Origin of the sequence: Rahnella sp. RcJ3 (assembly GCF_009498575.1) — a bacterium.
Classification (GTDB): Bacteria; Pseudomonadota; Gammaproteobacteria; order Enterobacterales; family Enterobacteriaceae; genus Rahnella; species Rahnella aceris.
In genome coordinates, this window is the sequence record NZ_QSNX01000002.1 from 258194 (window position 1) to 282229 (window position 24036).

Annotated in this window: 26 protein-coding genes; 9 read left to right on the forward strand and 17 right to left on the reverse strand. The window is 55.2% G+C overall.

Translation table 11 applies throughout. The annotated features are described in order from the left end of the window. Nucleotides 1-172 precede the first annotated feature (172 nt). Entirely contained in the window at nt 173-631 is a 459-nt protein-coding gene (locus DXU84_RS03840; protein WP_013574467.1) for a nuclear transport factor 2 family protein, read from the forward strand. Nucleotides 632-697: 66 nt separating this feature from the next. On the opposite strand, the gene csgG is transcribed toward DXU84_RS03840, so the two are convergent. Genes csgG through csgD form a run of 4 tightly spaced genes read right to left on the reverse strand, consistent with a single transcriptional unit; the run spans nt 698 to nt 3065 of the window. Continuing rightward, entirely contained in the window at nt 698-1531 is an 834-nt protein-coding gene (csgG, locus tag DXU84_RS03845) for a curli production assembly/transport protein CsgG (RefSeq protein WP_013574468.1), read from the reverse strand. A 32-nt stretch (nt 1532-1563) separates the two neighbouring features. Then, nucleotides 1564-1956, reverse strand: a complete 393-nt coding sequence (gene csgF / locus DXU84_RS03850; protein ID WP_369794818.1) for a curli production assembly/transport protein CsgF — start codon at nt 1954-1956, stop codon at nt 1564-1566. A 58-nt stretch (nt 1957-2014) separates the two neighbouring features. Next, nucleotides 2015-2434 carry a curli production assembly/transport protein CsgE gene (gene csgE, locus DXU84_RS03855; protein ID WP_013574470.1) on the reverse strand — a complete coding sequence of 140 codons (420 nt, stop codon included), beginning with the start codon at nt 2432-2434 and terminating at the stop codon, nt 2015-2017. Next, nucleotides 2415-3065, reverse strand: a complete 651-nt coding sequence (csgD, locus tag DXU84_RS03860) for a biofilm master transcriptional regulator CsgD (protein ID WP_013574471.1) — start codon at nt 3063-3065, stop codon at nt 2415-2417. The genes csgE and csgD overlap by 20 nt, the downstream gene beginning before the upstream one ends. 871 nt (nt 3066-3936) lie before the next feature. Between csgD and DXU84_RS03865 the strand changes: the two genes are divergently transcribed. From DXU84_RS03865 to csgC, 3 genes are all read left to right on the forward strand, one after another. Continuing rightward, nucleotides 3937-4425 (forward strand): curlin, encoded by a 489-nt coding sequence (locus DXU84_RS03865; protein ID WP_121019564.1) that lies wholly within the window; start codon nt 3937-3939, stop codon nt 4423-4425. Nucleotides 4426-4464: 39 nt separating this feature from the next. Continuing rightward, on the forward strand, nt 4465-4941 hold the full coding sequence (csgA, locus tag DXU84_RS03870) for a curli major subunit CsgA (RefSeq protein WP_013574473.1): 477 nt from the start codon (nt 4465-4467) through the stop codon (nt 4939-4941). A 90-nt stretch (nt 4942-5031) separates the two neighbouring features. Continuing rightward, nucleotides 5032-5361: a curli assembly chaperone CsgC gene (gene csgC, locus DXU84_RS03875; protein WP_013574474.1), complete on the forward strand. Its 330-nt coding sequence runs from the start codon at nt 5032-5034 to the stop codon at nt 5359-5361. Nucleotides 5362-5372: 11 nt separating this feature from the next. On the opposite strand, the gene DXU84_RS03880 is transcribed toward csgC, so the two are convergent. From DXU84_RS03880 to hycA, 13 genes are all read right to left on the reverse strand, one after another. Further along, the gene (locus DXU84_RS03880; protein WP_153374870.1) at nt 5373-6398 is read right to left on the reverse strand and encodes a HoxN/HupN/NixA family nickel/cobalt transporter; all 1026 of its coding nucleotides are present in this window, start codon (nt 6396-6398) and stop codon (nt 5373-5375) included. Beyond that, a complete protein-coding gene (gene hypF / locus DXU84_RS03885; protein WP_153374872.1) occupies nt 6391-8718 on the reverse strand; it encodes a carbamoyltransferase HypF in 2328 nt (775 codons plus the stop codon). Before hypF ends, DXU84_RS03880 begins: the two co-directional genes overlap by 8 nt. A 64-nt stretch (nt 8719-8782) precedes the next feature. After that, on the reverse strand, nt 8783-10954 hold the full coding sequence (gene fdhF, locus DXU84_RS03890) for a formate dehydrogenase subunit alpha (RefSeq protein ID WP_015689505.1): 2172 nt from the start codon (nt 10952-10954) through the stop codon (nt 8783-8785). A gap of 23 nt (nt 10955-10977) precedes the next feature. Beyond that, nucleotides 10978-11523 carry an electron transport protein HydN gene (gene hydN / locus DXU84_RS03895; RefSeq protein ID WP_013574478.1) on the reverse strand — a complete coding sequence of 182 codons (546 nt, stop codon included), beginning with the start codon at nt 11521-11523 and terminating at the stop codon, nt 10978-10980. Between the two features lie 329 nt (nt 11524-11852). After that, nucleotides 11853-12338 carry a hydrogenase maturation peptidase HycI gene (gene hycI, locus DXU84_RS03900; protein ID WP_153374874.1) on the reverse strand — a complete coding sequence of 162 codons (486 nt, stop codon included), beginning with the start codon at nt 12336-12338 and terminating at the stop codon, nt 11853-11855. Beyond that, the gene (hycH, locus tag DXU84_RS03905; protein ID WP_013574480.1) at nt 12331-12810 is read right to left on the reverse strand and encodes a formate hydrogenlyase maturation protein HycH; all 480 of its coding nucleotides are present in this window, start codon (nt 12808-12810) and stop codon (nt 12331-12333) included. The genes hycI and hycH overlap by 8 nt, the downstream gene beginning before the upstream one ends. Then, nucleotides 12810-13607 carry an NADH-quinone oxidoreductase subunit B family protein gene (locus tag DXU84_RS03910; protein ID WP_013574481.1) on the reverse strand — a complete coding sequence of 266 codons (798 nt, stop codon included), beginning with the start codon at nt 13605-13607 and terminating at the stop codon, nt 12810-12812. Before DXU84_RS03910 ends, hycH begins: the two co-directional genes overlap by 1 nt. Continuing rightward, the gene (locus DXU84_RS03915; RefSeq protein WP_013574482.1) at nt 13604-14161 is read right to left on the reverse strand and encodes a formate hydrogenlyase complex iron-sulfur subunit; all 558 of its coding nucleotides are present in this window, start codon (nt 14159-14161) and stop codon (nt 13604-13606) included. Before DXU84_RS03915 ends, DXU84_RS03910 begins: the two co-directional genes overlap by 4 nt. A gap of 15 nt (nt 14162-14176) precedes the next feature. Beyond that, nucleotides 14177-15901: an NADH-quinone oxidoreductase subunit C gene (locus tag DXU84_RS03920; protein WP_013574483.1), complete on the reverse strand. Its 1725-nt coding sequence runs from the start codon at nt 15899-15901 to the stop codon at nt 14177-14179. A 44-nt stretch (nt 15902-15945) separates the two neighbouring features. Continuing rightward, a complete protein-coding gene (locus tag DXU84_RS03925) occupies nt 15946-16899 on the reverse strand; it encodes a respiratory chain complex I subunit 1 family protein (RefSeq protein WP_153374876.1) in 954 nt (317 codons plus the stop codon). Nucleotides 16900-16909: 10 nt separating this feature from the next. Then, nucleotides 16910-18814: a proton-conducting transporter membrane subunit gene (locus DXU84_RS03930; RefSeq protein WP_153374878.1), complete on the reverse strand. Its 1905-nt coding sequence runs from the start codon at nt 18812-18814 to the stop codon at nt 16910-16912. Then, nucleotides 18811-19440 carry a 4Fe-4S dicluster domain-containing protein gene (locus DXU84_RS03935; RefSeq protein WP_015689513.1) on the reverse strand — a complete coding sequence of 210 codons (630 nt, stop codon included), beginning with the start codon at nt 19438-19440 and terminating at the stop codon, nt 18811-18813. The genes DXU84_RS03930 and DXU84_RS03935 overlap by 4 nt, the downstream gene beginning before the upstream one ends. A gap of 147 nt (nt 19441-19587) precedes the next feature. Then, nucleotides 19588-20055 (reverse strand): formate hydrogenlyase regulator HycA, encoded by a 468-nt coding sequence (hycA, locus tag DXU84_RS03940; protein WP_013574487.1) that lies wholly within the window; start codon nt 20053-20055, stop codon nt 19588-19590. Nucleotides 20056-20416: 361 nt separating this feature from the next. Between hycA and hypA the strand changes: the two genes are divergently transcribed. From hypA to hypE, 5 genes are read left to right on the forward strand one after another with little or no spacing between them, the layout of a single operon-like run. Next, nucleotides 20417-20761, forward strand: coding sequence for a hydrogenase maturation nickel metallochaperone HypA (gene hypA, locus DXU84_RS03945; RefSeq protein WP_013574488.1), 345 nt, complete (start codon nt 20417-20419; stop codon nt 20759-20761). Between the two features lie 30 nt (nt 20762-20791). Beyond that, nucleotides 20792-21571, forward strand: coding sequence for a hydrogenase nickel incorporation protein HypB (gene hypB / locus DXU84_RS03950; protein ID WP_153374879.1), 780 nt, complete (start codon nt 20792-20794; stop codon nt 21569-21571). Beyond that, entirely contained in the window at nt 21562-21840 is a 279-nt protein-coding gene (gene hypC, locus DXU84_RS03955; protein WP_153374881.1) for a HypC/HybG/HupF family hydrogenase formation chaperone, read from the forward strand. Before hypB ends, hypC begins: the two co-directional genes overlap by 10 nt. After that, entirely contained in the window at nt 21840-23012 is a 1173-nt protein-coding gene (gene hypD / locus DXU84_RS03960) for a hydrogenase formation protein HypD (RefSeq protein WP_013574491.1), read from the forward strand. The genes hypC and hypD overlap by 1 nt, the downstream gene beginning before the upstream one ends. After that, nucleotides 23005-24027 carry a hydrogenase expression/formation protein HypE gene (gene hypE / locus DXU84_RS03965; protein WP_013574492.1) on the forward strand — a complete coding sequence of 341 codons (1023 nt, stop codon included), beginning with the start codon at nt 23005-23007 and terminating at the stop codon, nt 24025-24027. Before hypD ends, hypE begins: the two co-directional genes overlap by 8 nt. The last annotated feature ends 9 nt before the right edge of the window (nt 24028-24036 follow it).

Here is a 24036-nt window from a genome sequence, read left to right on the forward strand (position 1 = left end):
GTGTAAGAGGACATGTTGTTAAAAACGCATGCCAGTGTAGAGGGTTCCGGCTTCCGGTGCAGAAAACTCTTCACCTGAGCGGCCTCAGCGTTTTGTGAGCGACCCTTCATAACTGGCAAAATCAGCGGCAGTCACTAGGCTTATGGACTGGATGGAGAATTTCGAGGTGAAAATGGCAGAACACGAACTGAAAGAAAAGCGCATTGAAATTGTTAAGAATTTCTACGCCAAACTGGATCAGGCAGATGCCTCTTTACTGGATCTCTTTGCTGAAGATGTGGTGCTGTTTTTTCCAAAATTTGGCACCGCGCAGGGAAAGTCTTCACTGGGGGAACTGGGTAAACGCTTTGCGCTTGAAATCGACAAGATCCAACATATTCAGAACGCTTTCCGCTTTCTGAGTGACGGAGATGCCATTGTGCTGGAAGGGCAGATGCGCGGCGTGATGCAAAACGGTGACCGCTGGCCGACGTCCGAAGTCGGCAGCCATCATTTCTGCACTGTCTTTGTCTTTGAAGATTTGCTGATCAAACGGCTGAGCATTTATCTCGATCCGGACTTTAATCTTGAGGATAAAAAGCGGGTGAATAATTACCGGCAGGTGATGAAAAGCGAGGAAAGCAAAACCTGAGATTGTCGGATAAAAAAGAAGGGAAACCGTTTCAACCCACGGTTCCCCTTCGCCAACTGCCTCTCATCAGGATTCGGCAGGGACAATGTTGTTCTTATAGCGTTGCAGAATGGGTGAGTTGATCTCCGACGGGTTCTGCAACTGCCACAGGTTACGTTCGATACCGTCATTCACCAGATAAATCACGCCGGATTCAATCGCCGACATCAGGCATAACATCACAGGCTCATTGGTGGTGTAGCCCAGTTCGCCTTCCAGCAACCGCTGATAATCGATAAAGCGGAACACCCCGGCCTGCACTTCATACGACAAAATCGTTTTGCTGGTATTTACGGAAGATAAAACCTCGCCGGTATTGACGTCGACAGCGCGCAGGTTCACGGCTATCTGGTCCAGCTGGTATTGCGTACTGGCACCGATACCGAAATACCGCGCCCCCACGCCCCCTGATTTCACATTACTTTCGTAACCGATTATCGAGCCTTCAATCAGAATATTCGCTGCCACCAGCGAGGAAAGTGGCCGCTGATTATTGATCGCGACACTGCCATTTTCCTGCGCGGCACGGATAATTTTGCGTTCGTTCAGCAGGTTTTGCAGCCCCTGACGTTCCAGCGGGATAAACCATTTTGAATCTTTGAGTGCCGATACCAGCATCGCCGTGGCGCTTTGTGGCACTGCGGTCGAGAAGTTACTGGCCGGATACGGTTTGAACTGCCCCGTTTCATCCTGAATGTTATAGACCGACACAAAAATCCGGCCCTGCGGCGAAGGCAAATGCGTCAGATCGGTATAGCTTGGCGCCCGGGGCAATAATGTCGGTCTTGCGGCTTCTTTCGGTGCTGCTGTGAGGCACCCGCTCAACACAAAAACTGCGATGAGTAATAAATAGCTGCGCATGATGTCGTTCCTGTTTTTATTGATCGTCGGAATCAGTTGGTGGTGGCGGACAAACCCTGAACCTGAATAGTGGAAATTTTACCGGTCTTGCGGTCAGTGACATTCATCACCAGCTGTCCGTCGGTATTCTGGATATCCACGATAAAGTCCTGTGTTACCAGCCGCCCCGGTTTTCCCTGATTGACGTTGCCCATCAGGCTGCCCAGCAATTGTGACTGAATCGAGGCGGTGAAATTGTCCAGTGCAGACGTCGAGGTGGACCCGAAGTCATACGCATCGGGGTCTTTATAGGAGTTTTGCGCCTGAGCTTCGTTGAGCAGGAACGCGCCATTATTCGGGTTGCCGCCGAAATTCGGGTTGATGAACTGGAAAACCATATTGCCGCCCCAGGAAACCGGGGACGCCGTCAGCAATGCCAGCAGCATGACTGAACGCGAAGCTGAGACTGGAATATTCACGATGCTCTCCTTAAGAGGCTGTGCATTAAAATTCGTCATGGGCGAGATCCCCGGTGCCCAGTAACGCTTTGTCTAATTGCCGCCGTGATAACGCTTCGGTTACACCGGCAATGGCGGTATCGACGTCCTTATTAAAATTGCGACGGTTGGGAAACAGCAAAGTCTGATACAGGGTGTCCTGACCTATTTTTATGGTGATCCAGCTCCCCCAGCGGGCGCTGGGCCTTTCTGAAATGGTGATGGTTTCCGGGTAGTTCTGTTCCCATTTGCCGGTAAAGCCACGGTAAAAATCGTGGCCGACCGATGTCACGGTTCTGTCGGTGATAAGCCCCGGGTCTTTTATATCCGCAGCCTGAACATGCAGGCAGGTGGCGCATAACAGCGCCAGCCAGAGCCAGAAGCCCTTTATGCAAATAGTCATGATGTCAGCGCTTGAGATTGTCATTCGCCCAGGACGCCGCCTGGGTACGGTTTTTAACCGAGATTTTTCTAAATAAATTATAGAGATGCGTCTTGACGGTGTTCTCGCTGATAAACAGCAAACGCGCGATTTCCGTGTTCGAGGCGCCCACACGTAACTTATTGAGGATCTCTTTTTCACGATGGGTCAGGCCGGTTTCTTCTGAGTGAAGATGACGGAAAGCACCGGACTGATTGATCAGGTAACTGGCGAAGCCCTGAGAGAAGTAACATTCTCCGCGGATCACGCTTCTGATCCCTTCCACCAGATGTTCTTCGTCAGTGGAGAGATAAAAAACGGCGCTGATCCCCGGCCAGGTTTCAATTTCCCGAAAATGATAATTATCAGGTGTGTTTAATAATAATAACTTCACGTTGTCGTGATAGCGGTTAATAGCCGTTTGCCACAGTTCAATTGTCCGGCGATCGGCTTCCATCATATCGAAGAGAATTAATGCCTGTTGAAGCGCCTGATCCTCAAGTGATTTATGGATATTATGCAGCCGGGTATTGACACAAAGTTGCTGTTTTAATTGTTGCAATAAAGCACTGGCTTGTAATGATGGTTTGGTCACTAATAAAAGAATATTATTATTGATTGCTGCTTCATTACTCATAATGAAACCCTGCCCTGATTTTTATAGCCACAGTCTGCCACTGCCTGAATATTGAAAAGGCACGGAATAGACTGAGATTTTATTTTGCTAAATCTATAGCTGTATGTTTGCTGTGCATATCTGAAAGTAGCAAATATTCACAACCTGAGGCACATAATATTTTCAGGTGGTTTATGTGCGGTACTGACTCAATTTAGCTTTTGGTTTACCTTACGCAAGGCTTATTTATGTTTCAAAATGTAACTGAAAATGTATAAAGCTTTCCTTATGTATTCCGGGAAATTAAATTCCGCCCTATTAAAGAGGGCTTAAGTAATAAATTTACACTATCTTAACGTTTGGCCTTGTTAAGACAGCATATTTGTCAGATAGCGCTGCGAATTAAGGGGGCTCAAACACCAGCCGGCTGCGTATTTCGCCTTAAATAACTCAAACTGGTTTATCTTTTCGTATTGATTTTACTTAGGTGAGCACATCTGCAGGCTTCTTTATGCCCTGTTAAACCGCGCCGCAAGGCAGCGGGAAGGCATTTTTAAGCGACTGTTAAGGGGTGGAAATGTGCGGGGGATCTCTTTTAGGGCTGTTTTAGTTTCAGAGAGAATTAAGAATAGTTGCATTTGTGTGATTATTTAAAACGGTTTGCTCTGTAACTTTAGGATTAATGCCATGGGTTGATTAGCCGTGCTGACCTTTTACTGAGACGCGCTGGTCAATCCGTATGATAAATACCGCCTCATGCTTTTTGATGACGTCTGAAATTAAAATACGACGAGCGGGTGAGTTCCTTATTTTGAGCAAACACCATAATCAATTCGTCAGCAGCAATTAGCCGGTAAGCAAAGTGTGGTGCCGGTATATACAGGGTGACGAAATGAAAAAGACTTTATTGACCCTGGCGTTACTTTCAACCTCCTGGGGCATTCATGCACAGCAATTTGATATGGCCTATCCGGAAATGAATTCTGAGGTGCCGGATCAGATTTTTGCTGGCGCAAGGAATTCATCGGGGAATTCGTCAGTGATTTATCAGAACGGTAATAACAATCTGGCCACCACTTATCAGACGGGTTCTGGAAATTCCGGCGTTATCCGTCAGTCCGGGTCAGAGAATACTGCGCTGGTGAATCAGCGAGGTAATGGAAATAACGCGGATATATCCCAAAGCGGCAGTGATAATTTCGCCTACGTATCGCAAACCGGTGGCGGGGATGCATCCATTACGCAACAGAATTTTGGCAATACCGCATACATTCTGCAAAAAGGCCGGAGTGTGACGGAAATTCGCCAGAATGGTACGAACCAGAGCAGCGGCGTCGTGCAAAATTCGTCAGGAATGGCGATTAGAGTGACACAGCATTAACACACCAAACATCCGATATTAAACCAATGGGGTAGCATCATGAAACTTTGGAAAATTGTGGCAGTCTCCGCTTTAGTCGTCAGTGGCAGTGCATTTGCAACCAGTCCTGGTCATGGCGGGGGTGGCTCTGACCACGGTCATAATCCACCTTCATCAACTGTGCCGACATTCACAGCCACTCAGTGGAATTCTGAAATTCAGATTTACCAGCAGGGCACGGCAAACCTGGCGAATGCCACTCAATCTGGCGCACAAAAATCGCTGACCGCAATCAGTCAGGATGGCTACAGAAATAGCGCCGGGACGACTCAGACCGGTGATGGCAGCCTGATCAGTGTGGTACAAAAAGGTGAATACAACGGCGCTAACGTTTCTCAGAGCGCTAACGGCAGCAAAGTGCTCGTGTCCCAGAACGGTTCAGGCAACTATGCCCAGGCTTCACAAGGTGCCAATGGTTCTCTGACCAGCATTACTCAGGTCGGTACCGCGAACCTGGCCTACGCGTCACAAAACTGATTAGTGTTCCCTCCCCTGCGAAGGGGAGGAGTAAAGCAGAACAGGGCACTAGCCCTGTTTTTTTTCGACGGAACCCTGAGGATAAACGCTATGCACTTACTGCTGATCGCCGCCGTGATGTCCAACCAGCTTTGGTTTGATACGCACAACGAGGCGCAGAATTATGTTATTACCCCGATGGTCAGTCTCACCAAAGCCTGTTCCTGTCAGGTGGCGGTTTCTGTGTTGCAGGAAAGCACCGCAGGCACCAGCACCAGCCGCCAGAGCCACAATGTGAATCTTTCCGCCAATCAGCCACAGCCTCTGGGACAGATGCGTTTTGCCGTTCAGCCCGGCGGGAAAACACAAATTATGATAACCATTACGGACGGCGACAAACTGCGTCTGGAAAAGCAGCTTACCTTGCCGAATGACGCCTGATACCGGGCGGATCACACCGCCAGATTGTCATAGCCTTTGCGGCGATAATTAAGGACAGAGATGCCCCAGAACACGACGAAAATCGCCACGGCTGCATAGCCTACGCTGCCCATATTCTCATTCAGGCGTTCGACAACCGCCCATATTCCGCCGTGTAAATCCAGTTTATCGGCCATCAGTCCGAGTGCTTCCAGGCCGCCGATAAACAGAGCGATCATCACGCTGGTGGCTGTAATCGTCATGTTGTAATAGAGTTTTCGCACCGGTTTATCGAACGCCCAGCCGTAAGCGCCGACCATGACAAAGTTATCCAGCGAATCGACCAGTGCCATGCCGCTGGCGAACAACGCCGGAAATACCAGAATGCTCCATACGGACATGCCGGAAGAGGCCCCCGCAGCGGAAATCCCCAACAGGCCAATTTCCGTGGCGGTATCAAAACCCAGCCCGAACAAAAATCCCACCAGATACATCTGCCAGCTTTTATTCACCAGATTAAACGCAAAGCTGAATAACCGGCTCATCACACCCCCCTGCATCGCGTGGGTTTCTCCGGCGTCCGGAAAGCTTTTGCCCTGTTTGATCTTCTGAAAACGGCGGTAAACATCGCGCAGGATCAGCGCATTCAGCAGGGCCATCATCAGTAAAAACAGTGCGGAAACCATCGTGCCGATAGTGCTGCCATAATCGTGCAACCAGCCAATTTTGTTGCCAAACATCAGTGACGTTGCAGCGATCGCCACGCAGGCCAGTACCACAATGCTGGAATGTCCGAGGGAGAAAAATGCCCCGACGGCCACCGGACGCTGACCCTGTTGCATCAGCTTGCGGGTAACGTTATCGATAGCTGCAATATGATCGGCATCGACGGCATGACGCAGCCCGTAACCGTAAGCCAGCAAGGCCGCCGCCACCAGCGCCGCATTGTGGCGAAACACCACCAGTGCCCAGCCCCAGGTCAGTAAATTGATTGCCAGCAGCCCGATCAGCAGCCAGAAAGCACGACGGTGCGTGTGAAAAAAATCACGGTTAATCATGGGAGTCCTTGTTGTTAAAACCAGAAGAAAATTGCAGACGGGCGCAGGCGATAACGGCCTGACCCAAAGCCAGCCCGCCGTCTCCGGCGGGCACGTTTTGCGGCATCAGCACGCGAAGGGGGGCTAAATAATGATGTAAAAGCTGGCGCAGCAGGCGGTTATGCAGCACGCCGCCACCCAGTGCGACAGTGCGGGTGCCGGTTCTCACCGCGTGGTAGCAGGCGAGGGCGGCAAAGCCTTGCGCCAGCGCGTCGTGAAAAGCGAAAGCCCGTGCGGCAGGCGTGGCATTCCAGCCGAGCCATTGCTGCCAGAACGTCGCTAAATCCAGAAAAGTGCCCGACGGCGTATGCCGCAGTGGCATCGTGACCGGATGCGAAATACCCTGTGCACGTTGTGCCAGCGCTTCCAGACGGCATGCCGCTTCGCCTTCCCAGCTCAGTTGCGCAGGCGTACAGCCGAGTGCGGCAGCGACGGCATCAAACAAGCGCCCGCAGGAAGACGCCAGCGGGGCATTAATCCCGGCGGTGATGGCTCTGGAGAGCGGCAACCACGGATATGCCTGCAACACCTTTGCCTCCGGGCGTGTCTGCCAGTCCGGCACAAACGCCTGCCACTGCGCCAGCAAATTCCGCCACGGTTCCCGCGCGGCCCGGTCGCCACCCGGCAGCGCAACGGCAGGCAATCCGCCTAAATGTTCACAGTGCAGATAATCCACCTGTAAACACTCACCGCCCCACAGGGCACCGGTTTTATCGTCAGCAATACCATAACCCAGCCCGTCAAGCGCCAGCCCGATGACCTTGCTGCCATCCAGCGGCCAGTGATGTTCCGCCAGACACGCGGTGATATGGGCGTGATGATGAAGAACATCAATCATGCGTACACCGTGACTTTCCGCCTGCACATGACTGATATACGCCGGATGTGCATCACGGGCCACCGCCAGCGGCATACAGTCATAAAGGTGCTGAAAATGTTCAATCGCCTGCTGCTGCTGTCCGGCAATATCGCTGCGGTTGAGTGACCCGAAATGTGCGCTGAGAATCGCCTGATCACCGCGCACCAGACAGAAGGTATTTTTGAGGTCACCGCCCAGTGCCAGCAGCGACGGCTGGGCATCGAATCCGTCAGGCAACGTAAAAGCATCGGGCACATAGCCGCGTGCGCGGCGCAGCATTTCAGTACCGTGCGGCGTCACACGCAGCAGCGAATCATCGGCGCGCTGGACGATATCGCGGTTATGCAACAGCCACATGTCTGCAATGCCATCGAGTTGCAACAGCGCAGCCGCATTAGTCAGCACGGGGGCACAACCGTTCGCATTTCCGGAGGTCATCACCAGCGGGGTATCCACTGCCTGCATCAGCAAATGATGCAGCGGGGTAAACGGCAGCATCAGTCCGACTTCGTCCAGTTCCGGCGCGATTGCCGCGCACAGCGGCGACATCGCGCTTTTCGTTGCCAGTACGATGGGCGCGGCCGGTGACTCCAGCATTTCGCGCAGCGCAAATGGCGGGCTTTCATCGCTGCATTCTGCCAGCCAGCCGATGTCCGGCAGCATCACCGCCAGTGGTTTTGACGGACGCTGTTTACGTTCGCGCAGCCGCATCACCGCGTTTTGCTGCGTGGCATCGCAGGCCAGATGAAAGCCTCCCAGCCCTTTAATAGCGACGATTTTACCCGCGCGTAATGCCGCAACCGCGTATTCCAGCGCCGCATCTCCTTGCGCCAGCATGTCGCCATTTTGCAACGTCGCGCTGACCTGCGGCCCGCACTGCGGGCAGGCGACCGGCTGTGCGTGAAACCGCCGGTCGGCGGGGTTCTGATATTCCTGCTGACAGTGCGGACACAATGTAAATTCCGCCATGCTGGTGGAAGGGCGGTCATAAGGCATGGCGCGGATCAGTGTAAAACGCGGGCCGCAATGTGTGCAGTTGGTGAAGGCGTAGCCGAAACGACGATCACCCGGGCGGGTGATGTCTTTCAGGCATTCCGGGCAGGTCGCCGCGTCGGGCACCACCTGCGTATCCATCCGGCTGTGACGGCTGTCAGCGATAGTGAAATTTTGCGGAAGCGTCTGCCAGTCGAAAGGATTGAAGCTGATGCTGTCGATGCGCGCCAGCGGCGGGCAGTCGCGCTGTAATTGTTCAATAAAAAGTTCGAGATTGACCGGCTGAAGCAGCCTGATTTCCACACCCGCGCTGTCATTACACACTTCCCCCCGGAGCTGCAGACGGTCGGCCAGTTGCCAGATAAAAGGTCGGAAACCGACGCCCTGGACTTTGCCGCAGACGCGAATGAGCAGACCGGAATCAGACATAAATACCTCTTAAATCTCAGGGGGGTTTTGCTCCTCCCCCTGCGAAGGGGGAGGAGCTTAAAAACTAAACCTCAACCACCGGGATCACATCTTCCACGGCGCTGCGCAGGCGCGCTTTCATGTCGCTGTAAGTCTGATGAGCGTAGTTCTCTGCCCAGCGCTGATCGGCGATCTGCTCGACTTTCACCGCGCAGTATTTGGTTTCCGGCGTTTTGGAAATCGGGTCGAGATTGTCCTGGGTCAGTTCATTACAGGCACCGATCCACCACTGATACGTCATGTACACCGCACCCGGGTTGATACGTTCGTTGTAGTTGGCGCGGGAAATGACTTTGCCACGGCGTGATGCCACCCAGACCAGTTGCTGATCACGGATACCCAGCGCCTGGGCGTCCACCGGGTGCATCTGCACGAAGCCCGGTTCATCAGCCAGCGTTTGCAATGCCGCACAGTTACCGGTCATTGAACGGCAGGAGTAGTGACCGACTTCACGCACGGTACACAACACCAGCGGATAATCGCCGTCCGGCACTTCAGCCGGTGCGCGCCACGGTGCGGCAAACAACTGGCCTTTACCGGTCGGGGTATCGAAGTGATTGTCGGCATACAGATATGGCGTCCCCGGGCTTTCAAGCGTGGTACAAGGCCACTGCACGTGTCCCAGTTCGCCCATTTTTTCGTAGGTGGCGCCGTAAAACAACGGACACAGGCTGCGCATTTCGTCCCAGATTTCCTGGTTATCGTTGTAATGCATCGGATAACCCATTTCGGTCGCCAGCAGGCTGATAATGTCCCAGTCGCGCTTGACGTTATATTTTGGTTCGATGGCTTTCTCGAAGCGCTGGAAGCCACGGTCTGCGCAGGAGAAGACACCGCCGTGTTCGCCCCAGGAAGTGGCCGGTAAAATCACGTCGGCCTGCTCGGCGGTTTTGGTCATGAAGATGTCCTGAACCACCACGAATTCCAGTGCTTCAAAGCCTTTGCGCACCAGACCTAAATCGGCTTCGGTCTGCAACGGATCTTCACCCATGATGTAATAGGCTTTAACTTTGCCCTCAAGGGCCAGATGCGGGATTTCCGTGATACGGTGACCGACTTCGGTGTCCATCTGATTCACGTCAATGCCCCAGGCATCGGCGAATTTCGCGCGAACTTTCGGATCAGTGACGGACTGATAGCCCGGGAATTCATTCGGCAGCACGCCCATATCACAGGCACCCTGCACATTATTCTGACCGCGTACCGGTCCGACGCCGACGTTGGCGCGGCCAAGATTACCGGTCAGCAAAGCCAGCCCTGCCAGACCTTTTACCACGTCAACCGCCTGACCAAACTGGGTGACGCCCATGCCCCACATGATGGTGGCTGAAGGTGCAGCGGCGTAAGTGCGCATCGCCTGACGGATTTGCTGCGCAGAAACACCGGTCTGTTCTGCCACGGCTTCCGGTGAGTAATCCGCCACATTTTTGCGGTATTCCTCAAAGCCTTCGGTGTATTTCGCGACATAGTCATGGTCATACAGATCTTCTTCGATCAACACGTGGGCAAAGGCATTTACCAGCGCCATGTTGCAGCCGTTTTTGATTTGCAGATGCTGATCGGCAATACGTGCGGTTTCGATGCGGCGGGGGTCGCAGACGATGATCTGCGCGCCTTTTTCTTTCGCTTTGATCACACGGCGCGCGACGATGGGATGGGAATCCGCGCAGTTATAGCCGAACACCAGCAGACATTTTGAGTTTTCGATATCGCCGATGGAATTACTCATCGCGCCGTTACCGAGCGTGGCCTGCAAACCGGCCACCGACGGGCCGTGACACACGCGGGCGCAGCAGTCGACGTTATTGGTGCCGATCACTGCACGGGCAAATTTCTGCATCACATAGTTGGTTTCATTGCCGGTCCCGCGGGAAGAACCGGTGGTCATAATGGAACGCGGGCCGTGTTTTTGTTTAATGTCTTTCAGGCGCTGTGCGGTGTAACGGATGGCTTCATCCCAGCTGACGGCTTCGAATTTTCCGCCTTTCTGGCGGCGGATGAGCGGCTGGGTCAGGCGCGGGGTCAGCAGTTTGGTGTCATTGAGAAAATCCCAGCCGTAATAGCCTTTCAGGCACAGTTCGCCCTGATTGGTGACGCCGTTCGCGGCTTCCGCACGGATGATTTTTCCGTTATCTACAACCAGATTCAATTTACATCCGGCGCCGCAATACGGGCAGACAGTGGTGACTTTTTTCATGGTCTTGCTTCCTTAATCCGGGGTTAAAACAGCAACGGGGAGGTGCTGTCGAGCGCAGCGCGGCGGCGTTTTTCTGCGTTCATTTCCTGTAAGTGGTTACGGTCGATAGCGAAAAGTGCCTTGGTCGGGCAGATTTCCATACAGGCCGGGCCTTCAGCGCGGGTGTGGCACAGGTCGCATTTGTGCGCCTCGGCTTTATCCGAGGTGGTGACCATCGCCGCGCCGTTCTGGCGGAAAACGGGTTTGGTGACGACTTCCATGGCGCCGTACGGGCAGGCGACAACGCAGGTCTTACAGCCGATGCAGCGTTCCTGCATCACCTGTACATGATCTCCGGTGCGAAGAATGGCGCCGTTCGGACAGACGTTGGCACAGGGCGCATCTTCACACTGGCGACACATCACCGGTGTACTGAGATTGACACCTTTAATAACGTGCAGACGCGGTGCGAATGTCGCGGCGTTGAGCAGCGAGATATCCTGCGATTCACTGTGAGCCATCACGCAGGCAATTTCACAGGTACGACAGCCGATGCATTTTTTAGGGTCGGCGATGATAAACCGGTTCATTTTTCTCTCCAAATCCCCGTCGTCCTTGACATCGCAGGTGCGTTGGCTGCGTTCACTCGCCCGAATCACTGACTCATGTCAGCTCATCGGGACTCCTTCGCTTGCCGCCTTCCTGCCATGCCAATGCCTTAGGGGATTTCAGTGTGCTTTTAATTCAGGGGGTTAAAAGTTTTCATCTACTTCTATACATAAAACGTGCCAGTTTCGGATGCTTGTTTTTATCTATGTATTTCAGTTGGTTATATAAAAATGACGTAACGATGACGAAATGTCGGGCTGATGTCATGTCTGTTTCGTCACCGCATCGACAGTTATGTCGACAGCCGCTGTCAGAGGCTTTCGGGCTGGAAAGGGGCGATTCCCAGCCCCTGCTCCAGCGCAGGCAATAGCTGATACAGGCGGTTCACGGCCTGTTCAACGGCGGCACTCATCGGGAAGTAAAAAGCCACCACGTCCGGCTGAATGCCGACAAAGGTGATCTGCGGGATGTCTTCACGCAATTGCTGAATAAGGAACGTCAGCGGCAGATTGTGGGTGGTCATCATGAACATCTCAGCGATGTCATCTTCATCGATAATGCGCATTTCACCGGGCGCCAGCCCCATGTCGGTGGCATCGACAATCACCAGATGCGCAGGCCGCAGTTCGCGTAAATAACCGATGTCGTTTTCTGGTGCCGCACCGCCGTCAACCACAGTCCAGCCGGACAGCGGTTTTTCAGCGCACAGTTCGGCCAGCCGCGGGCCGGCACCGTCGTCGCCCATCATGCTGTTGCCCACGCACAGCAATGCGTAGCGGGAGGATAAATCAGGCATCGTATCTCCTGACCATCAGGTACATGGCGGGGTCGTTTTCAATCTGGGCAAGCAGGGTGATCAGCGCATCGCTCCAGCCCTGTTGCGTATCACTCATGTACGGGCGGGCAGCGCTCAGCGCCAGCGCCAGCAGGTGGGTGTGGCTGCTGTCGATAATGATCTCTCCGAAACGCTGCACACCGGCCAGTTTTCGATATGCTTCGCTGTTTTCGGGCAGGCAGTCAATCCAGTGCATATACCCGTCGAGAGGGCATTCGAGACGGGATTTCAGGCAGTCGATCACCCCGAGGTGATGGCCGATCGCCAGGCTGTAATACACCACTTCCTGCACTTTTTGCGAACTGCGTTTCAGGGCGCTTTTCTCATCGACAAACTTGCTGCTCAGCGAATAGAAAATCACTTTGTTCTTGTCCGGCTGATGACCGGCGTAGGGTTGATGTCGCGCGTAGCGCTGGTCGTTGACGGAGGTCATCACAGGTGTACCTCGCCACGCAGAACCTGCTGATAAATGTGCTGCAGGTTGCCGACAATTTCGTTGAGACGCAGATCGCCTTGTTCTTCAAGATATGCAGAAACGCGCTGTTCCACGGGTTGTAAGCCGGGCGCGGCCACGATATCCATAAAGGTGTCGGCAATCTGACGGCCATAACGGTAACCGGCCATCCGGCGCGCTTCGCGGTCCAGCAACACGCGCAGCGGCTGCGGTAAATCCGGGTGCAGCAGCAGAGCCGGTTCGGTGGCCGCCTCATCGTGTTGCTGGCCTTTGATCTTCTGATCCAGCAAACCCAGCGCCATCGCAAAACCATAAATGGTGGCGGCCGGTGTCGGCGGGCAACCCGGAATATACACATCCACCGGCACGATTTTGTCAGTGCCGCCCCACACGCAATACAGATCGTGGAAGATGCCGCCGCTGTTGCCGCAGGCGCCGTAGGAAATGCAGATTTTCGGATCCGGCGCAGAATCCCAGGCGCGCAGCGCCGGAATACGCATGGCGCGGGTCACGGCACCGGTGAACAGCAAAATGTCTGCGTGACGCGGCGACGGGACCACTTTAATCCCAAAGCGTTCGGCGTCGAACAGCGGGGAAATGGCCGCGAAAATCTCAATTTCACAGCCGTTACAGCCGCCGCAGTCCACGCGGTAAACGTAAGCTGAGCGGCGGATGCTGTGAAGCAGTGTGGATTTCAGTTTGGCAATGCTTTCATCCAGCGTGACGGGTACCGGCAGGCCATTTTCGTCACGCGGAGCAATCAGGTTATGACTCATGAATGAGCCTCCGTGGTCATGTGCCGGCCAATATCAATACGGTCGGAGGAAGAAAGGCTGTGCAGTTTTTTGCATTCGGGGCAGGTTTCATACTGCTCCCGGCGGTCAGCAACTTGCCTGTCACTCAGGGCGGCGCTTTCCTGCAACAGGCTGAGTGCGAAGTCGATTTCCTTTTGTACCGCGTAAGGTTTGCCGCAGGCACGGCAGTGACAGATGGGGAAATCCGCGGTCTCAAACAGGTCTTCTTTACGCCAGACTGCCAGTTCAAATTCCTGCGACAGTCTGATGGCCGCCGTCGGGCAGACTTCCTCGCAGCGGGCGCAGAAAATGCAGCGGCCTAAGAACAGTTGCCAGCGGAGGGTTTCGCCGTCTTCTGCCGTGGTCATGGTCAGCGCGTTAGACGGGCAGGCGTTGGCACACGCGCCGCAGGCAATACACTGCTGTGCGGTGTATTGCGGTTTGCCGCGAAAATTCGCTGCCAGATCCAGCGGCTTAAACGGATAAGCCACGGTTGCGGTGCCGGTTTTAAGCACTTTTTTAATCAGTTTCAGCATGATGGGAGCAGCTCCTCAAAGCGGCGAATTTTTGCGTTCGATGCCGTAGCGTTCGATCTCTTTGTAAGGCACGACGATGGACGTTTTCTTACGCACATCGACAACCGTCATGCGGTCGGTGCAGGAATAACAAGGATCGAGGCTGCCGATAATCAGCGGCGCATCGGAGACCGTATTGCCGCGCAACATGTAACGCAGCGTCGGCCAGTTGGCGTAAGTCGCCGCACGGCAACGCCAGCGGAACAGCTTTTGGTTGTCGCCGGTCATGCTCCAGTGAATGTCGTCACCGCGTGGCGCTTCAGCAAAACCGAGGGCAAAACGGTGCGGGATATAATTGAAACCTTCTACCGCCAGCGGGCCACCCGGCAGGCTTTGCAGACCGAACTCGATCATATTCAGGGCGTTAAACACTTCGTGGATGCGCACTTTCAGGCGTGAATAAACGTCGTTACCGGTTTCGCTGCACAGTTCAAATGGCAGTTTGGCGTAACCGGCATACGGGTGATCCTGTCGCATATCGCGGCGGTGACCGCTGCCGCGCACCATCGGACCGACGTTACTGAAATCGCGCGCCACCTGCGGATCCAGAATACCGACGCCGACGCTGCGCTGCCGGGTATTCGGCGTACTGAGCAGGATATCCACCAGCTCGTTAAGATCCCGGCGCATGCTGCCCGCCAGCGCAATGGTGGCGATCATGTCGTCTTTGAGGATGTCACGGCGGATGCCGCCGATCAGGTTCATGCCGTAGGTTTTACGCGCGCCGGTCAGGATTTCTGCCATCTTCATCGACTGTTCACGGACGCGGAAAAACTGCATGAAACCGGAATCAAAACCGACAAAATGACAGGCAAGCCCGAGGTTCAGCAGATGGCTGTGCAGACGTTCGACTTCCAGCAGAATAGAACGGATCATCTGGGCGCGTTCCGGCACCACAATACCCATCGCGTTTTCGACCGAAGAGGTGTACGCCACGCTGTGCGTGAACCCGCAGATGCCGCAAACGCGGTCTGAGAGGAAGGTGACTTCGTTGTAGCCCATGCGGGTTTCGGCCAGTTTCTCCATGCCACGGTGCACGTAAAACAGCCGGTAATCTGCATCGATAATGTCTTCACCGTCAACGAACAGACGAAAGTGTCCCGGTTCGTCAGAAGTGACGTGCAGCGGACCAATCGGCACAATTTTGCTGCCTTCTTTGGCTTCGGAAATAAACGGATAGGTTTCTTCGTCCGTGGTGGGGGCCGGGCGCTGGCGGTAATCCATCGCGTCTTTGCGCAGCGGGTATAAATCGTCCGGCCAGTCATCCGGCAGCACCAGACGGCGTTCGTCCGGCAACCCGACCGGGCGCAACCCGTACATATCACGCACTTCACGTTCGCCCCAGACCGCTGCCGGTACGCGCGGTGTCACGGAAGGGAATTCCAGCGACACAGGATCCACTTCGGCGCGCACGGTGATCCAGCACTTCACGCCTTTTTCCATCGACAGCACGTAATACAGCGCGTAGTTGCCGCACAACGTACGTTCGTCATTGCCGAATAACACGGAAAGCCAGCCACCCTGCTGGTAATACAGCCATTCGACCACTTCCGGCAGCCAGTTCAGCCTGATGGTGACGGTCGCCTGCGTGTCGGTCTGCCATTCACTGCCTAAGATCGCCGACGGAAACTGCTTCGCCAGCGCGGCCAGATACTCTTTACCGACCGGGTTTTGATTTAATGCGGTATTGAACTCACTCATTACAAAGCCTCTTCCCGCCGTAGCGGGACAAGAAAAATGTCAGGTCAGCCTGCGACCAGCCAGGAAACCAGCGCCAGAAACGCCAGCCCGAAACCCGCCCAGGTGGTGCGGGAAGTTTTAAGAAAGCGCAGACGGGCGACGCTGTTCTCGATGAGCGCCACCACAAATACCGCGATCAGCAGTTTCACCAGACACAGCACCACGGCGGTCAGCAACGTCAGCGGCGTGAGTTGCTCCGCCAGTCCGAACGGGAAAAACAGACCAAGGAATAGCTGCAACACCACCAGTTGTTTCAGGCTGATGCCGATTTTCAGCACGCCCAGCGCCGCGCCGGAGTATTCGGTCAGCGGGCCTTCCTGTAATTCCTGCTCGGCTTCCGCCATGTCGAACGGCAGCTTGCCCATTTCGATATAGGTCGCGAATGCACAGGCCAGACCGGCCAGAACGAGTGTTAAGGAAGACGACAGCGGCCAGTGCAGAACACGGGCGGCAATGGCGCCAAGCGAGGTGGAACCGGCGACCAGCGCCGCAATCCACAGCCCGAGCAGCAGAATGGGCTCGACCAGCACACCAAGCACCGCTTCACGGCTGGCGCCGATGCCGGTGAAGGTGCTGCCGGTATCCAGCCCGGCGATGGCAAACACAAAACGCACTATGGCAAACAGATAGATGACCGTGATCAGATCGCCTGCCGCGCCCAGTGGCGACGCCAGCGTCACCACCGGCAGGGCGGTGGCGATCACCAGTAAGCCGCCGGTCAGCAGGTACGGCATGCTGCGAAACGCCGCACCGGCCGCGGCGGGTGCGACACTCTGGCGGGTCAGCAGTTTGGTGATATCACGGTATTCCTGTAAGACGCCCGGTCCCTGACGGTTGTGCATCCGTGCGCGCATTACACGGCTGAATCCGGCAAACAGCGGCGCGAGCGCCAGCAACGCAATCGCCTGAATCAGCGCCAGCGGCCACAACGAACCCGCGAGTAAGAATGAAGTGTTCATAGTCAGTTCCTCAGGCAAAAGCCACGACCAGCAACACGGCCAGTTCGATGAAAGCCAGACGACGGCAGAAGGCACCCAGCCAGCCACGGTGCAGCGCGGCCACCAGCGGAGCCGGTGTCATGTGCTGACGCAGGCGATAAAGCGGGGCAAACATCACGCGCAGCGGTTGGGCAAAACCCGTCGCTGTCACCACCATGTCAGCGGAATGGCCGTAGCCACAGGCCCAGGCATCGCCGCGTGAACGGTTTGGCAGACGGGAACCGCGCAATACCGTGGCGGCAATCCACGGCAGCAGCGGCATGCCCAGCAGCAGAATGGCGACCATCGGCGCGGATACCGCAGACGTGGCGGAAAACGCCGCGCCATGTCCGGCGGCCTGTAAAACAGGCACCTTCAGCACTGAGGCGGCAACGGCGGAGAAGTGCGGAATCAACCACGGCGAGGCGACACCGAAAACCACGCACAACAGCGCCAGCAATACGCTGCTGAGTGTCATCAGTCGCGGGGCAGGCGTGGCGTCTGCCGCCGCCGGACTGCGTGGTGTGCCTAAGAAAGTGACGCCGAAAACTTTGGCAATACACATCAGCGCCAGCGCACCGGTCAGGGCCAGACCGACCGCCAGCAGCGGCCCGAGCAGACGTGCGATAAACACGTGACCCGCACTCAGCTGGAACAGCGACTGATACAGCAGCCATTCGCTGGCAAAGCCGTTCAGCGGCGGCAGGGCAGCCATCGACATCAGGGCAATCAGCATCGACACGGCGGTCCACGGCATCAGACGGGCGATCCCGCCGAGTTTTTCCATGTCCTTAATGCCGGTCTGCATTTCGATTTCACCGGCACCGAGGAACAGCGCGGTTTTAAACAACCCGTGATTGAACAGGTGAAACAATCCGGCCAGCAGGGCGAGCGAAGCCAGCAGCGGCAGATTCAGCGCCACGCCCACCATGGCGCCGCCGATGCCGAGCAAAATAATCCCGACGTTTTCCAGCGTGTGATAGGCCAGCAGACGGCGGATATCGTGCTCCATCAGCGCGTACAGGCCGCCGATAAATGCGGTCAGGATTGCCAGAAGCAATACCATCAGGCCCCACCAGAGTGGCGGTGCGCCGAGCAAGTCCAGACCGACTTTTACGATGCCAATAATGCCGATTTTCATCAGTGCCGAAGAGAACAGGGCAGCAGCGTGGGCGGGGGCGCTGGAATGCGACTGCGGCACCCAGGCGTGCAGCGGGATAATCCCGGCGTAGAGTCCGAAACCGGCCAGTGCCAGCAGGAAAGCCAGCGATCTAATGCCTGGCGTAAACGTGGTGTGGCGAAGAACCTCAAAATCCAGACTGCCGCTGGCGTGATGCAGCAGCGCAAACGCCAGGATCAGACACAGCGTGCCGAGGCGGCCGGATAAAAACTGATTCAGACCGGCACGGCGGCTTTTCACATCGTCGGCTTGTACGATCATGAAATACGCACACAGCGCGGCCATTTCCATCATCAGGATCAGTTCAGCCGCATTGGCGGAAATCGCCGCGGCAGTCAGCGCCGCCAGCAGCAGATTGCATAACAACCCGGTACGGGCGCGCTGGCGCGGACGGGCATTCGCCAGCCATGCGCAGGCATACAGGCTGCTGAACAAGGCCGTTACCGACATCGCCAGTAACAACAATGCATTCAGCGGGCTGAAGCTGGCGCGGTAAGGCAGAACCGGCAGTGTAAGGGTCACCGGTGCGCCACTGTTAACCATCTGAATCGCAGCGATAATAACCGCCGCGGATGCCACCATGCTGCCAGCGCCTGAAATCAGGCTGCTTAATTTCGCGGCTCCTGCCAGTAACCCGCAGATAATGCCGCTGAAAACCCAGACCAGCAGCGCCAGCGTCAACAGTGACGCCGGATCCAACGCTAATAGTGCCGTCATTGTTTGGCCTCCGTGTCAGGCGCACTAAAGGATGTCAGCCCGGCCGGGAATACATTCATCGCATTCAGGCGTTTTTGCTGGCTGGCATTTTCAGACAGACTGGCCGTGATAAGCCGGATGGCCTGTGTGGGACAGGTCTTGATGCATGCCGGACCCTCAGGGCTGAAGCTGCATAAATCGCATTTCACTGCCACCGCGCGAACCCCCGGCACACAATCCAGGAAAGGGCTGATCGCACGTGGCGGGCGCGGCGCGGGCAGCGCTTTTGAGGTGTTACAGTCGACGGGCATGTCCAGCGGCGTGCTGCCGGAAAAGGTGATAGCACCGAACGGGCAGGCAAGCCCGCACAGTTTGCAACTGACGCAGAGGCTTTCATTGAGATGAATCGCGTCGTTTTCACGGGTGATAGCATTAACCGGACACACCTGCGCGCAGGGGGCATCTTCACACTGGTGACACATCACCGGCGCGGAATCCAGACGGTTTCGCATCACCTGCAAACGGGGGGCAGATTGTAAACCGTGACGCTGGTGTTCCTGCGAACAACTGGCCATACAGGTATTGCAGCCAATACAAAGTTTCGGATCAGCTATCACATATTGATTCATGGCATTTTTAAAGCTCATGAAGTCTCCTTGGTATTTCGTCAAAGGTGACGAAATCGGCACTTAAATTGACATTTCGACATTTATGTCGGAATAGATCCCAGTAAAAAAACGGCAATGAAAAACATTCCTGTTATGCCGGTGTGATAATGTATTTCTGAATGTAACTCAGGCGTGGTCGAGTAATTTATCGAGTTGCGAATGAATGGGCTGATTAGTTTTCAGTGAGTCGAAAATACACTGATAAATAGCCGATATTTTATTGAGATAATGTTCCAGCACGGCGTTCTTATCTTTAATATCCACGGTGCCATCCACCCGGCCTTCTTCACTCAGCGTGGCGTGTGCAAACGCTCTGAAGTCGGGTTCTTCACCGCTGTGCGCCATGTTCAGACTGTAAACGATATCCTGACTGTAGAAGTCGTCGCTGAGATGAATACTGACGGAAAAATGGTTAAACAGGGTGAAGCGGATATCCTGATCTTCGCCGCAACTGAATTCATGGTTTATCTTTTTATTTGAATGGGTTATGGCCTGTGTCAGGCTGTTCTGATACAGGCGCCATTGTGATTTCAGATGGCTGTTTTTGCTGGCTATATAATCCGCTTTACTGGTCAGTTCGCTGAGAGTGCTCATTGTCATTACCCGTTATTGAGGTGTGCGTAGGTGCCTTTCCGGTCCGTCTTTATGCAGAAAGTGACGACGAAAATACGGCGCATACATCCCTGCTGGCATAAAACGTGCCAGTTTCCGGTTTTGTTTAAGAACTGCTTTATTATTAAAAGGTTAAGATATTTAAAACCTGTGTGCCCGGTCGCATGAAAAACATAATGACATGTCGATGACACGGTATTTCGACATATATGACGGACTGCGCCGGGATTATTCCGCTATCCGGTTTTCTTCTCCGTGTCTCCGTGTCGAAAAATTGTGGCATCAATATTGCTAATTACCTTCCCATGCGCTGTTTATTAATCTCCTGACGGAGAGGGAAATAATGCACGAGATTACGTTGTGCCAGAACGCCGTGGAAATAATGCAACAGTTTGGACGGCAAAATAATGCCCGGAGAATTACGGCGGTATGGATGGAAATTGGCGCGTTTTCCTGCGTCGAACCTGAAGCGGTGCAATTTTGCTTCGAACTGGCGTGCCGCGAAACGCTCGCTGAAGGTTGTGAATTGCATCTCCACACACCGGCGGCAGAAAGCTGGTGCTACACGTGCCAGCAGGACATCACTTTACTCAGCCCCGGCGTGCTGCTGTGTCCGCACTGTGGCGGACGTGATGTGCGGGTGGTGGCCGATGACGGCATGAAAATTAAACGAATCGAAATCGAATAACGGGCACCCGATGTGCCCGGGGAGAAAGCTATGTGCAGTACCTGCGGTTGTGCCAGCGGCGAACTTCGTATCGAAGGCGTCAGCCCTGAACACACTCATCACCATTCCCATGATCACGATGATTCACATGATCATCGCCACGGTCTGCCGTTTGCATCGCGACGCCTGGTGGACATCGAAATGGACGTGCTGGCGAAGAATAACCATATCGCTGCCCATAACCGCGAGCATTTTGCGGCGGCGGGCATTCTGGCACTGAATCTGGTGTCCAGCCCCGGCTCCGGTAAAACGACCCTGCTGACCAGTACCCTGACCCGGCTGGCACCGTATTTCGACTGCGCGGTGATAGAAGGCGATCAGCAAACCACTCACGATGCCGATCGTATCCGTGCCACCGGCGTCCCGGCGATCCAGGTGAATACCGGTAAAGGCTGCCATCTGGACGCGCAAATGGTTCATGATGCGCTGCATCAGCTGTCGCCAAACAATAACAGCCTGTTGTTTATCGAAAATGTCGGCAATCTGGTGTGTCCGGCCAGTTTTGATCTCGGTGAATTGCACAAAGTGGCGGTGCTGTCCGTCACGGAAGGCGAGGACAAGCCGCTGAAATATCAGCATATGTTTGCCGCATCGCGCCTTATGGTCCTCAATAAAATCGACCTGTTGCCGTATGTCAGTTTTGACGTCGAAGCCTGTATTGCCAATGCGCGCCAGGTCAATCCGCAGATTGAAGTGATCCGGCTTTCTGCCACTACCGGCGAAGGTATGGAGCAGTGGCTGGTCTGGCTGGAGCAGCAACGATGTGCATAGGCATTCCGGGACAAATCGTCGCGCTGCATGACCAGCAGCCTGATCACGCCTGGGCAGAAGTCTGCGGTCTGCGCCGCGAAGTGAATATTGCGCTGGTGTGCGACGGCCAGCCACAAACGCTGATCGGCGGCTGGGTGTTAATCCACGTCGGTTTTGCATTGAGCAAACTTGATGAACAGGAAGCACAAGAAACGCTGGTTGCGCTGCACGCGATGGAAGAAGTAGAAGCCGATGTCGCCCTGTTTCTCGGTGCGGGAGAGGCCCGATAATGCGTTTTGTTGATGAATTCCGTGATCCGAAACTGGCGAAAACGCTGATTGAACGGCTGCATCAGCGGGCGGCATTACTGCCTTACACCGCTGAAAAACCCATGCAGATTATGGAAGTGTGCGGCGGCCATACCCATGCCATTTTCAAATTCGGGCTGGATAAACTGCTGCCCCCGCAACTGGAATTTATCCACGGGCCGGGGTGTCCGGTGTGCGTGTTACCGATGGGGCGTATCGATGCCTGCTGTGAAATTGCCGCACATCCCGACGTGATTTTCTGCACCTTTGGCGACGCGCTGCGCGTGCCCGGCAAGCAAGGCTCGCTGTTGCAGGCGCGCGAACGGGGTGCCGATGTGCGTGTGGTTTATTCCCCGCTGGATACGCTGAAACTGGCCCGTGCAAATCCGGCACGTCAGGTGGTGTTTTTCGCCCTCGGTTTTGAAACCACGCTGCCGGTTACCGCTGTCACGCTGCAACAGGCACGGCGCGAACGTCTGCCCAATTTCAGCGTGTTCTGTCAGCACATCAGCCTGATGCCGACCTTACGCAGCCTGCTCTCGCAGGATGATGTGCGGATTGATGCTTTTCTGGCTCCCGGTCACGTCAGCATGGTGACGGGCACCGCACCTTATCATTTCATCAATGAAGAATTCGGCAAGCCACTGGTGATCAGCGGCTTTGAGCCACTCGATATGCTGCAAAGCGTGCTGATGCTGGTGGAACAAGTTTGCGAGGCATCGTGTAAAACGGAAAACCAGTATCGCCGCGTGGTGCCGGAAGAGGGTAACCTGCTGGCACAGGAAGCGATGCGCGAAGTGTTTACGCTTGCCGGTAGCAGCGAGTGGCGCGGTCTGGGCGTGATTGAAGCCTCAGGGATTTCCCTGGCCCCCGCCTATGCCTCATTTGATGCAGAGCGGCGCTTTAACCCGCAGGCACAACCGGTAGCGGACGATCCCCGCTCCCGTTGCGGTGAAGTGCTGACCGGGCGCTGCAAGCCGCATGAGTGCCCGCTGTTTGGCACCGCTTGTACGCCACATAATGCATTTGGTGCGCTGATGGTGTCTTCTGAAGGTGCGTGCGCGGCGTGGTATCAGTACCGGCATCAGGAAACGGCAATGGCGGATAAACCGCAGCAAAAGCATCAACAGCAGAAGGTAAGTCAGGATGAGTGATCGCAAAGAAGTCGTCACAATGGCGCATGGCAGCGGCGGCCGCGCCATGCAACAGATGATCGAACAGATGTTCATCAGCGCATTTGATAATCCCTGGCTTAACGAACGGGAAGATGGCGCACGATTGTCACTTGCCAGCCTGAGTGCACAGGGCGACCGGCTGGCGTTTACCACGGACAGTTACGTGATTGATCCCATCTTTTTCCCCGGCGGCAATATCGGCAAGCTGGCGGTGTGCGGCACGGCAAACGATCTGGCGGTCTGCGGGGCGACACCCGCCTATCTTTCCTGCGGTTTTATTCTGGAAGAAGGATTAGCGCTGGATGACTTACAAAAAATAGTCAGCGCGATGGCGCAGACCGCACATGCTGCGGGCATTGCCATTGTGACCGGCGACACCAAGGTTGTGCAGCGAGGTGCCGCCGACAAAATCTTTATTAATACCGCCGGGATCGGCGTGATCCCAACGGCCGTTAACTGGGCCGCCGGTACGATAAAAGCAGGCGATAAAGTGATCGTCAGCGGGACGCTCGGCGATCATGGTGCGGCGATCCTCAATCTGCGTGAAAAGCTGGGGATGGATCTGGGCGTGGAAAGTGACTGCGCGGTGCTTGCGCCGATGATTGCACCACTGCGACCGCTGGCTGGCGTGCATGCCTTACGTGATGCCACGCGCGGCGGGGTGAATGCGATTTTGCATGAATTCAGCGCCGCCAGTGGTTTTGGGATATGTATCGACGAAACCGCGTTGCCGGTGAAACCGGCTGTGCGTGGCATCTGTGAATTACTGGGGCTGGAACCGCTGAATTTTGCCAATGAAGGCAAACTGGTGATCGTCGTGTCGGACCGGGCTGAAGAGCAGGTGCTGAACCTGTTACGCAGCCATCCGCTGGGCGCTGATGCGGCGACTATCGGCGAGGTGACGATAAGTCCGCAGGTGTGTCTGCGCGGCGCGCTGGGTGTTTCCCGCCAGTTAATGTTGCCCCATGCGGAGCCATTACCCCGCATTTGTTGATCTCGTCAG

Bases quoted from the DNA above. Each gene is read 5' to 3' on its own strand.
- DXU84_RS03930 (WP_153374878.1), bottom strand. From the start codon at position 18,814: ATGACGGCACTATTAGCGTTGGATCCGGCGTCACTGTTGACGCTGGCG.
- hypD (WP_013574491.1), top strand. From the start codon at position 21,840: ATGCGTTTTGTTGATGAATTCCGTGATCCGAAACTGGCGAAAACGCTG.
- csgC (WP_013574474.1), top strand. From the start codon at position 5,032: ATGCACTTACTGCTGATCGCCGCCGTGATGTCCAACCAGCTTTGGTTT.
- csgE (WP_013574470.1), bottom strand. From the start codon at position 2,434: ATGACAATCTCAAGCGCTGACATCATGACTATTTGCATAAAGGGCTTC.
- hypB (WP_153374879.1), top strand. From the start codon at position 20,792: ATGTGCAGTACCTGCGGTTGTGCCAGCGGCGAACTTCGTATCGAAGGC.
- hypE (WP_013574492.1), top strand. From the start codon at position 23,005: ATGAGTGATCGCAAAGAAGTCGTCACAATGGCGCATGGCAGCGGCGGC.
- csgD (WP_013574471.1), bottom strand. From the start codon at position 3,065: ATGAGTAATGAAGCAGCAATCAATAATAATATTCTTTTATTAGTGACC.
- csgA (WP_013574473.1), top strand. From the start codon at position 4,465: ATGAAACTTTGGAAAATTGTGGCAGTCTCCGCTTTAGTCGTCAGTGGC.
- DXU84_RS03915 (WP_013574482.1), bottom strand. From the start codon at position 14,161: ATGCTGAAACTGATTAAAAAAGTGCTTAAAACCGGCACCGCAACCGTG.
- hypF (WP_153374872.1), bottom strand. From the start codon at position 8,718: ATGTCTGATTCCGGTCTGCTCATTCGCGTCTGCGGCAAAGTCCAGGGC.
- csgG (WP_013574468.1), bottom strand. From the start codon at position 1,531: ATGCGCAGCTATTTATTACTCATCGCAGTTTTTGTGTTGAGCGGGTGC.
- hydN (WP_013574478.1), bottom strand. From the start codon at position 11,523: ATGAACCGGTTTATCATCGCCGACCCTAAAAAATGCATCGGCTGTCGT.
- fdhF (WP_015689505.1), bottom strand. From the start codon at position 10,954: ATGAAAAAAGTCACCACTGTCTGCCCGTATTGCGGCGCCGGATGTAAA.
- DXU84_RS03910 (WP_013574481.1), bottom strand. From the start codon at position 13,607: ATGAGTCATAACCTGATTGCTCCGCGTGACGAAAATGGCCTGCCGGTA.
- DXU84_RS03925 (WP_153374876.1), bottom strand. From the start codon at position 16,899: ATGAACACTTCATTCTTACTCGCGGGTTCGTTGTGGCCGCTGGCGCTG.
- hypA (WP_013574488.1), top strand. From the start codon at position 20,417: ATGCACGAGATTACGTTGTGCCAGAACGCCGTGGAAATAATGCAACAG.
- csgF (WP_369794818.1), bottom strand. From the start codon at position 1,956: ATGCTGCTGGCATTGCTGACGGCGTCCCCGGTTTCCTGGGGCGGCAAT.
- DXU84_RS03880 (WP_153374870.1), bottom strand. From the start codon at position 6,398: ATGATTAACCGTGATTTTTTTCACACGCACCGTCGTGCTTTCTGGCTG.
- hycI (WP_153374874.1), bottom strand. From the start codon at position 12,338: ATGCCTGATTTATCCTCCCGCTACGCATTGCTGTGCGTGGGCAACAGC.
- hycH (WP_013574480.1), bottom strand. From the start codon at position 12,810: ATGACCTCCGTCAACGACCAGCGCTACGCGCGACATCAACCCTACGCC.
- DXU84_RS03840 (WP_013574467.1), top strand. From the start codon at position 173: ATGGCAGAACACGAACTGAAAGAAAAGCGCATTGAAATTGTTAAGAAT.
- DXU84_RS03865 (WP_121019564.1), top strand. From the start codon at position 3,937: ATGAAAAAGACTTTATTGACCCTGGCGTTACTTTCAACCTCCTGGGGC.
- hypC (WP_153374881.1), top strand. From the start codon at position 21,562: ATGTGCATAGGCATTCCGGGACAAATCGTCGCGCTGCATGACCAGCAG.
- hycA (WP_013574487.1), bottom strand. From the start codon at position 20,055: ATGAGCACTCTCAGCGAACTGACCAGTAAAGCGGATTATATAGCCAGC.
- DXU84_RS03935 (WP_015689513.1), bottom strand. From the start codon at position 19,440: ATGAGCTTTAAAAATGCCATGAATCAATATGTGATAGCTGATCCGAAA.
- DXU84_RS03920 (WP_013574483.1), bottom strand. From the start codon at position 15,901: ATGAGTGAGTTCAATACCGCATTAAATCAAAACCCGGTCGGTAAAGAG.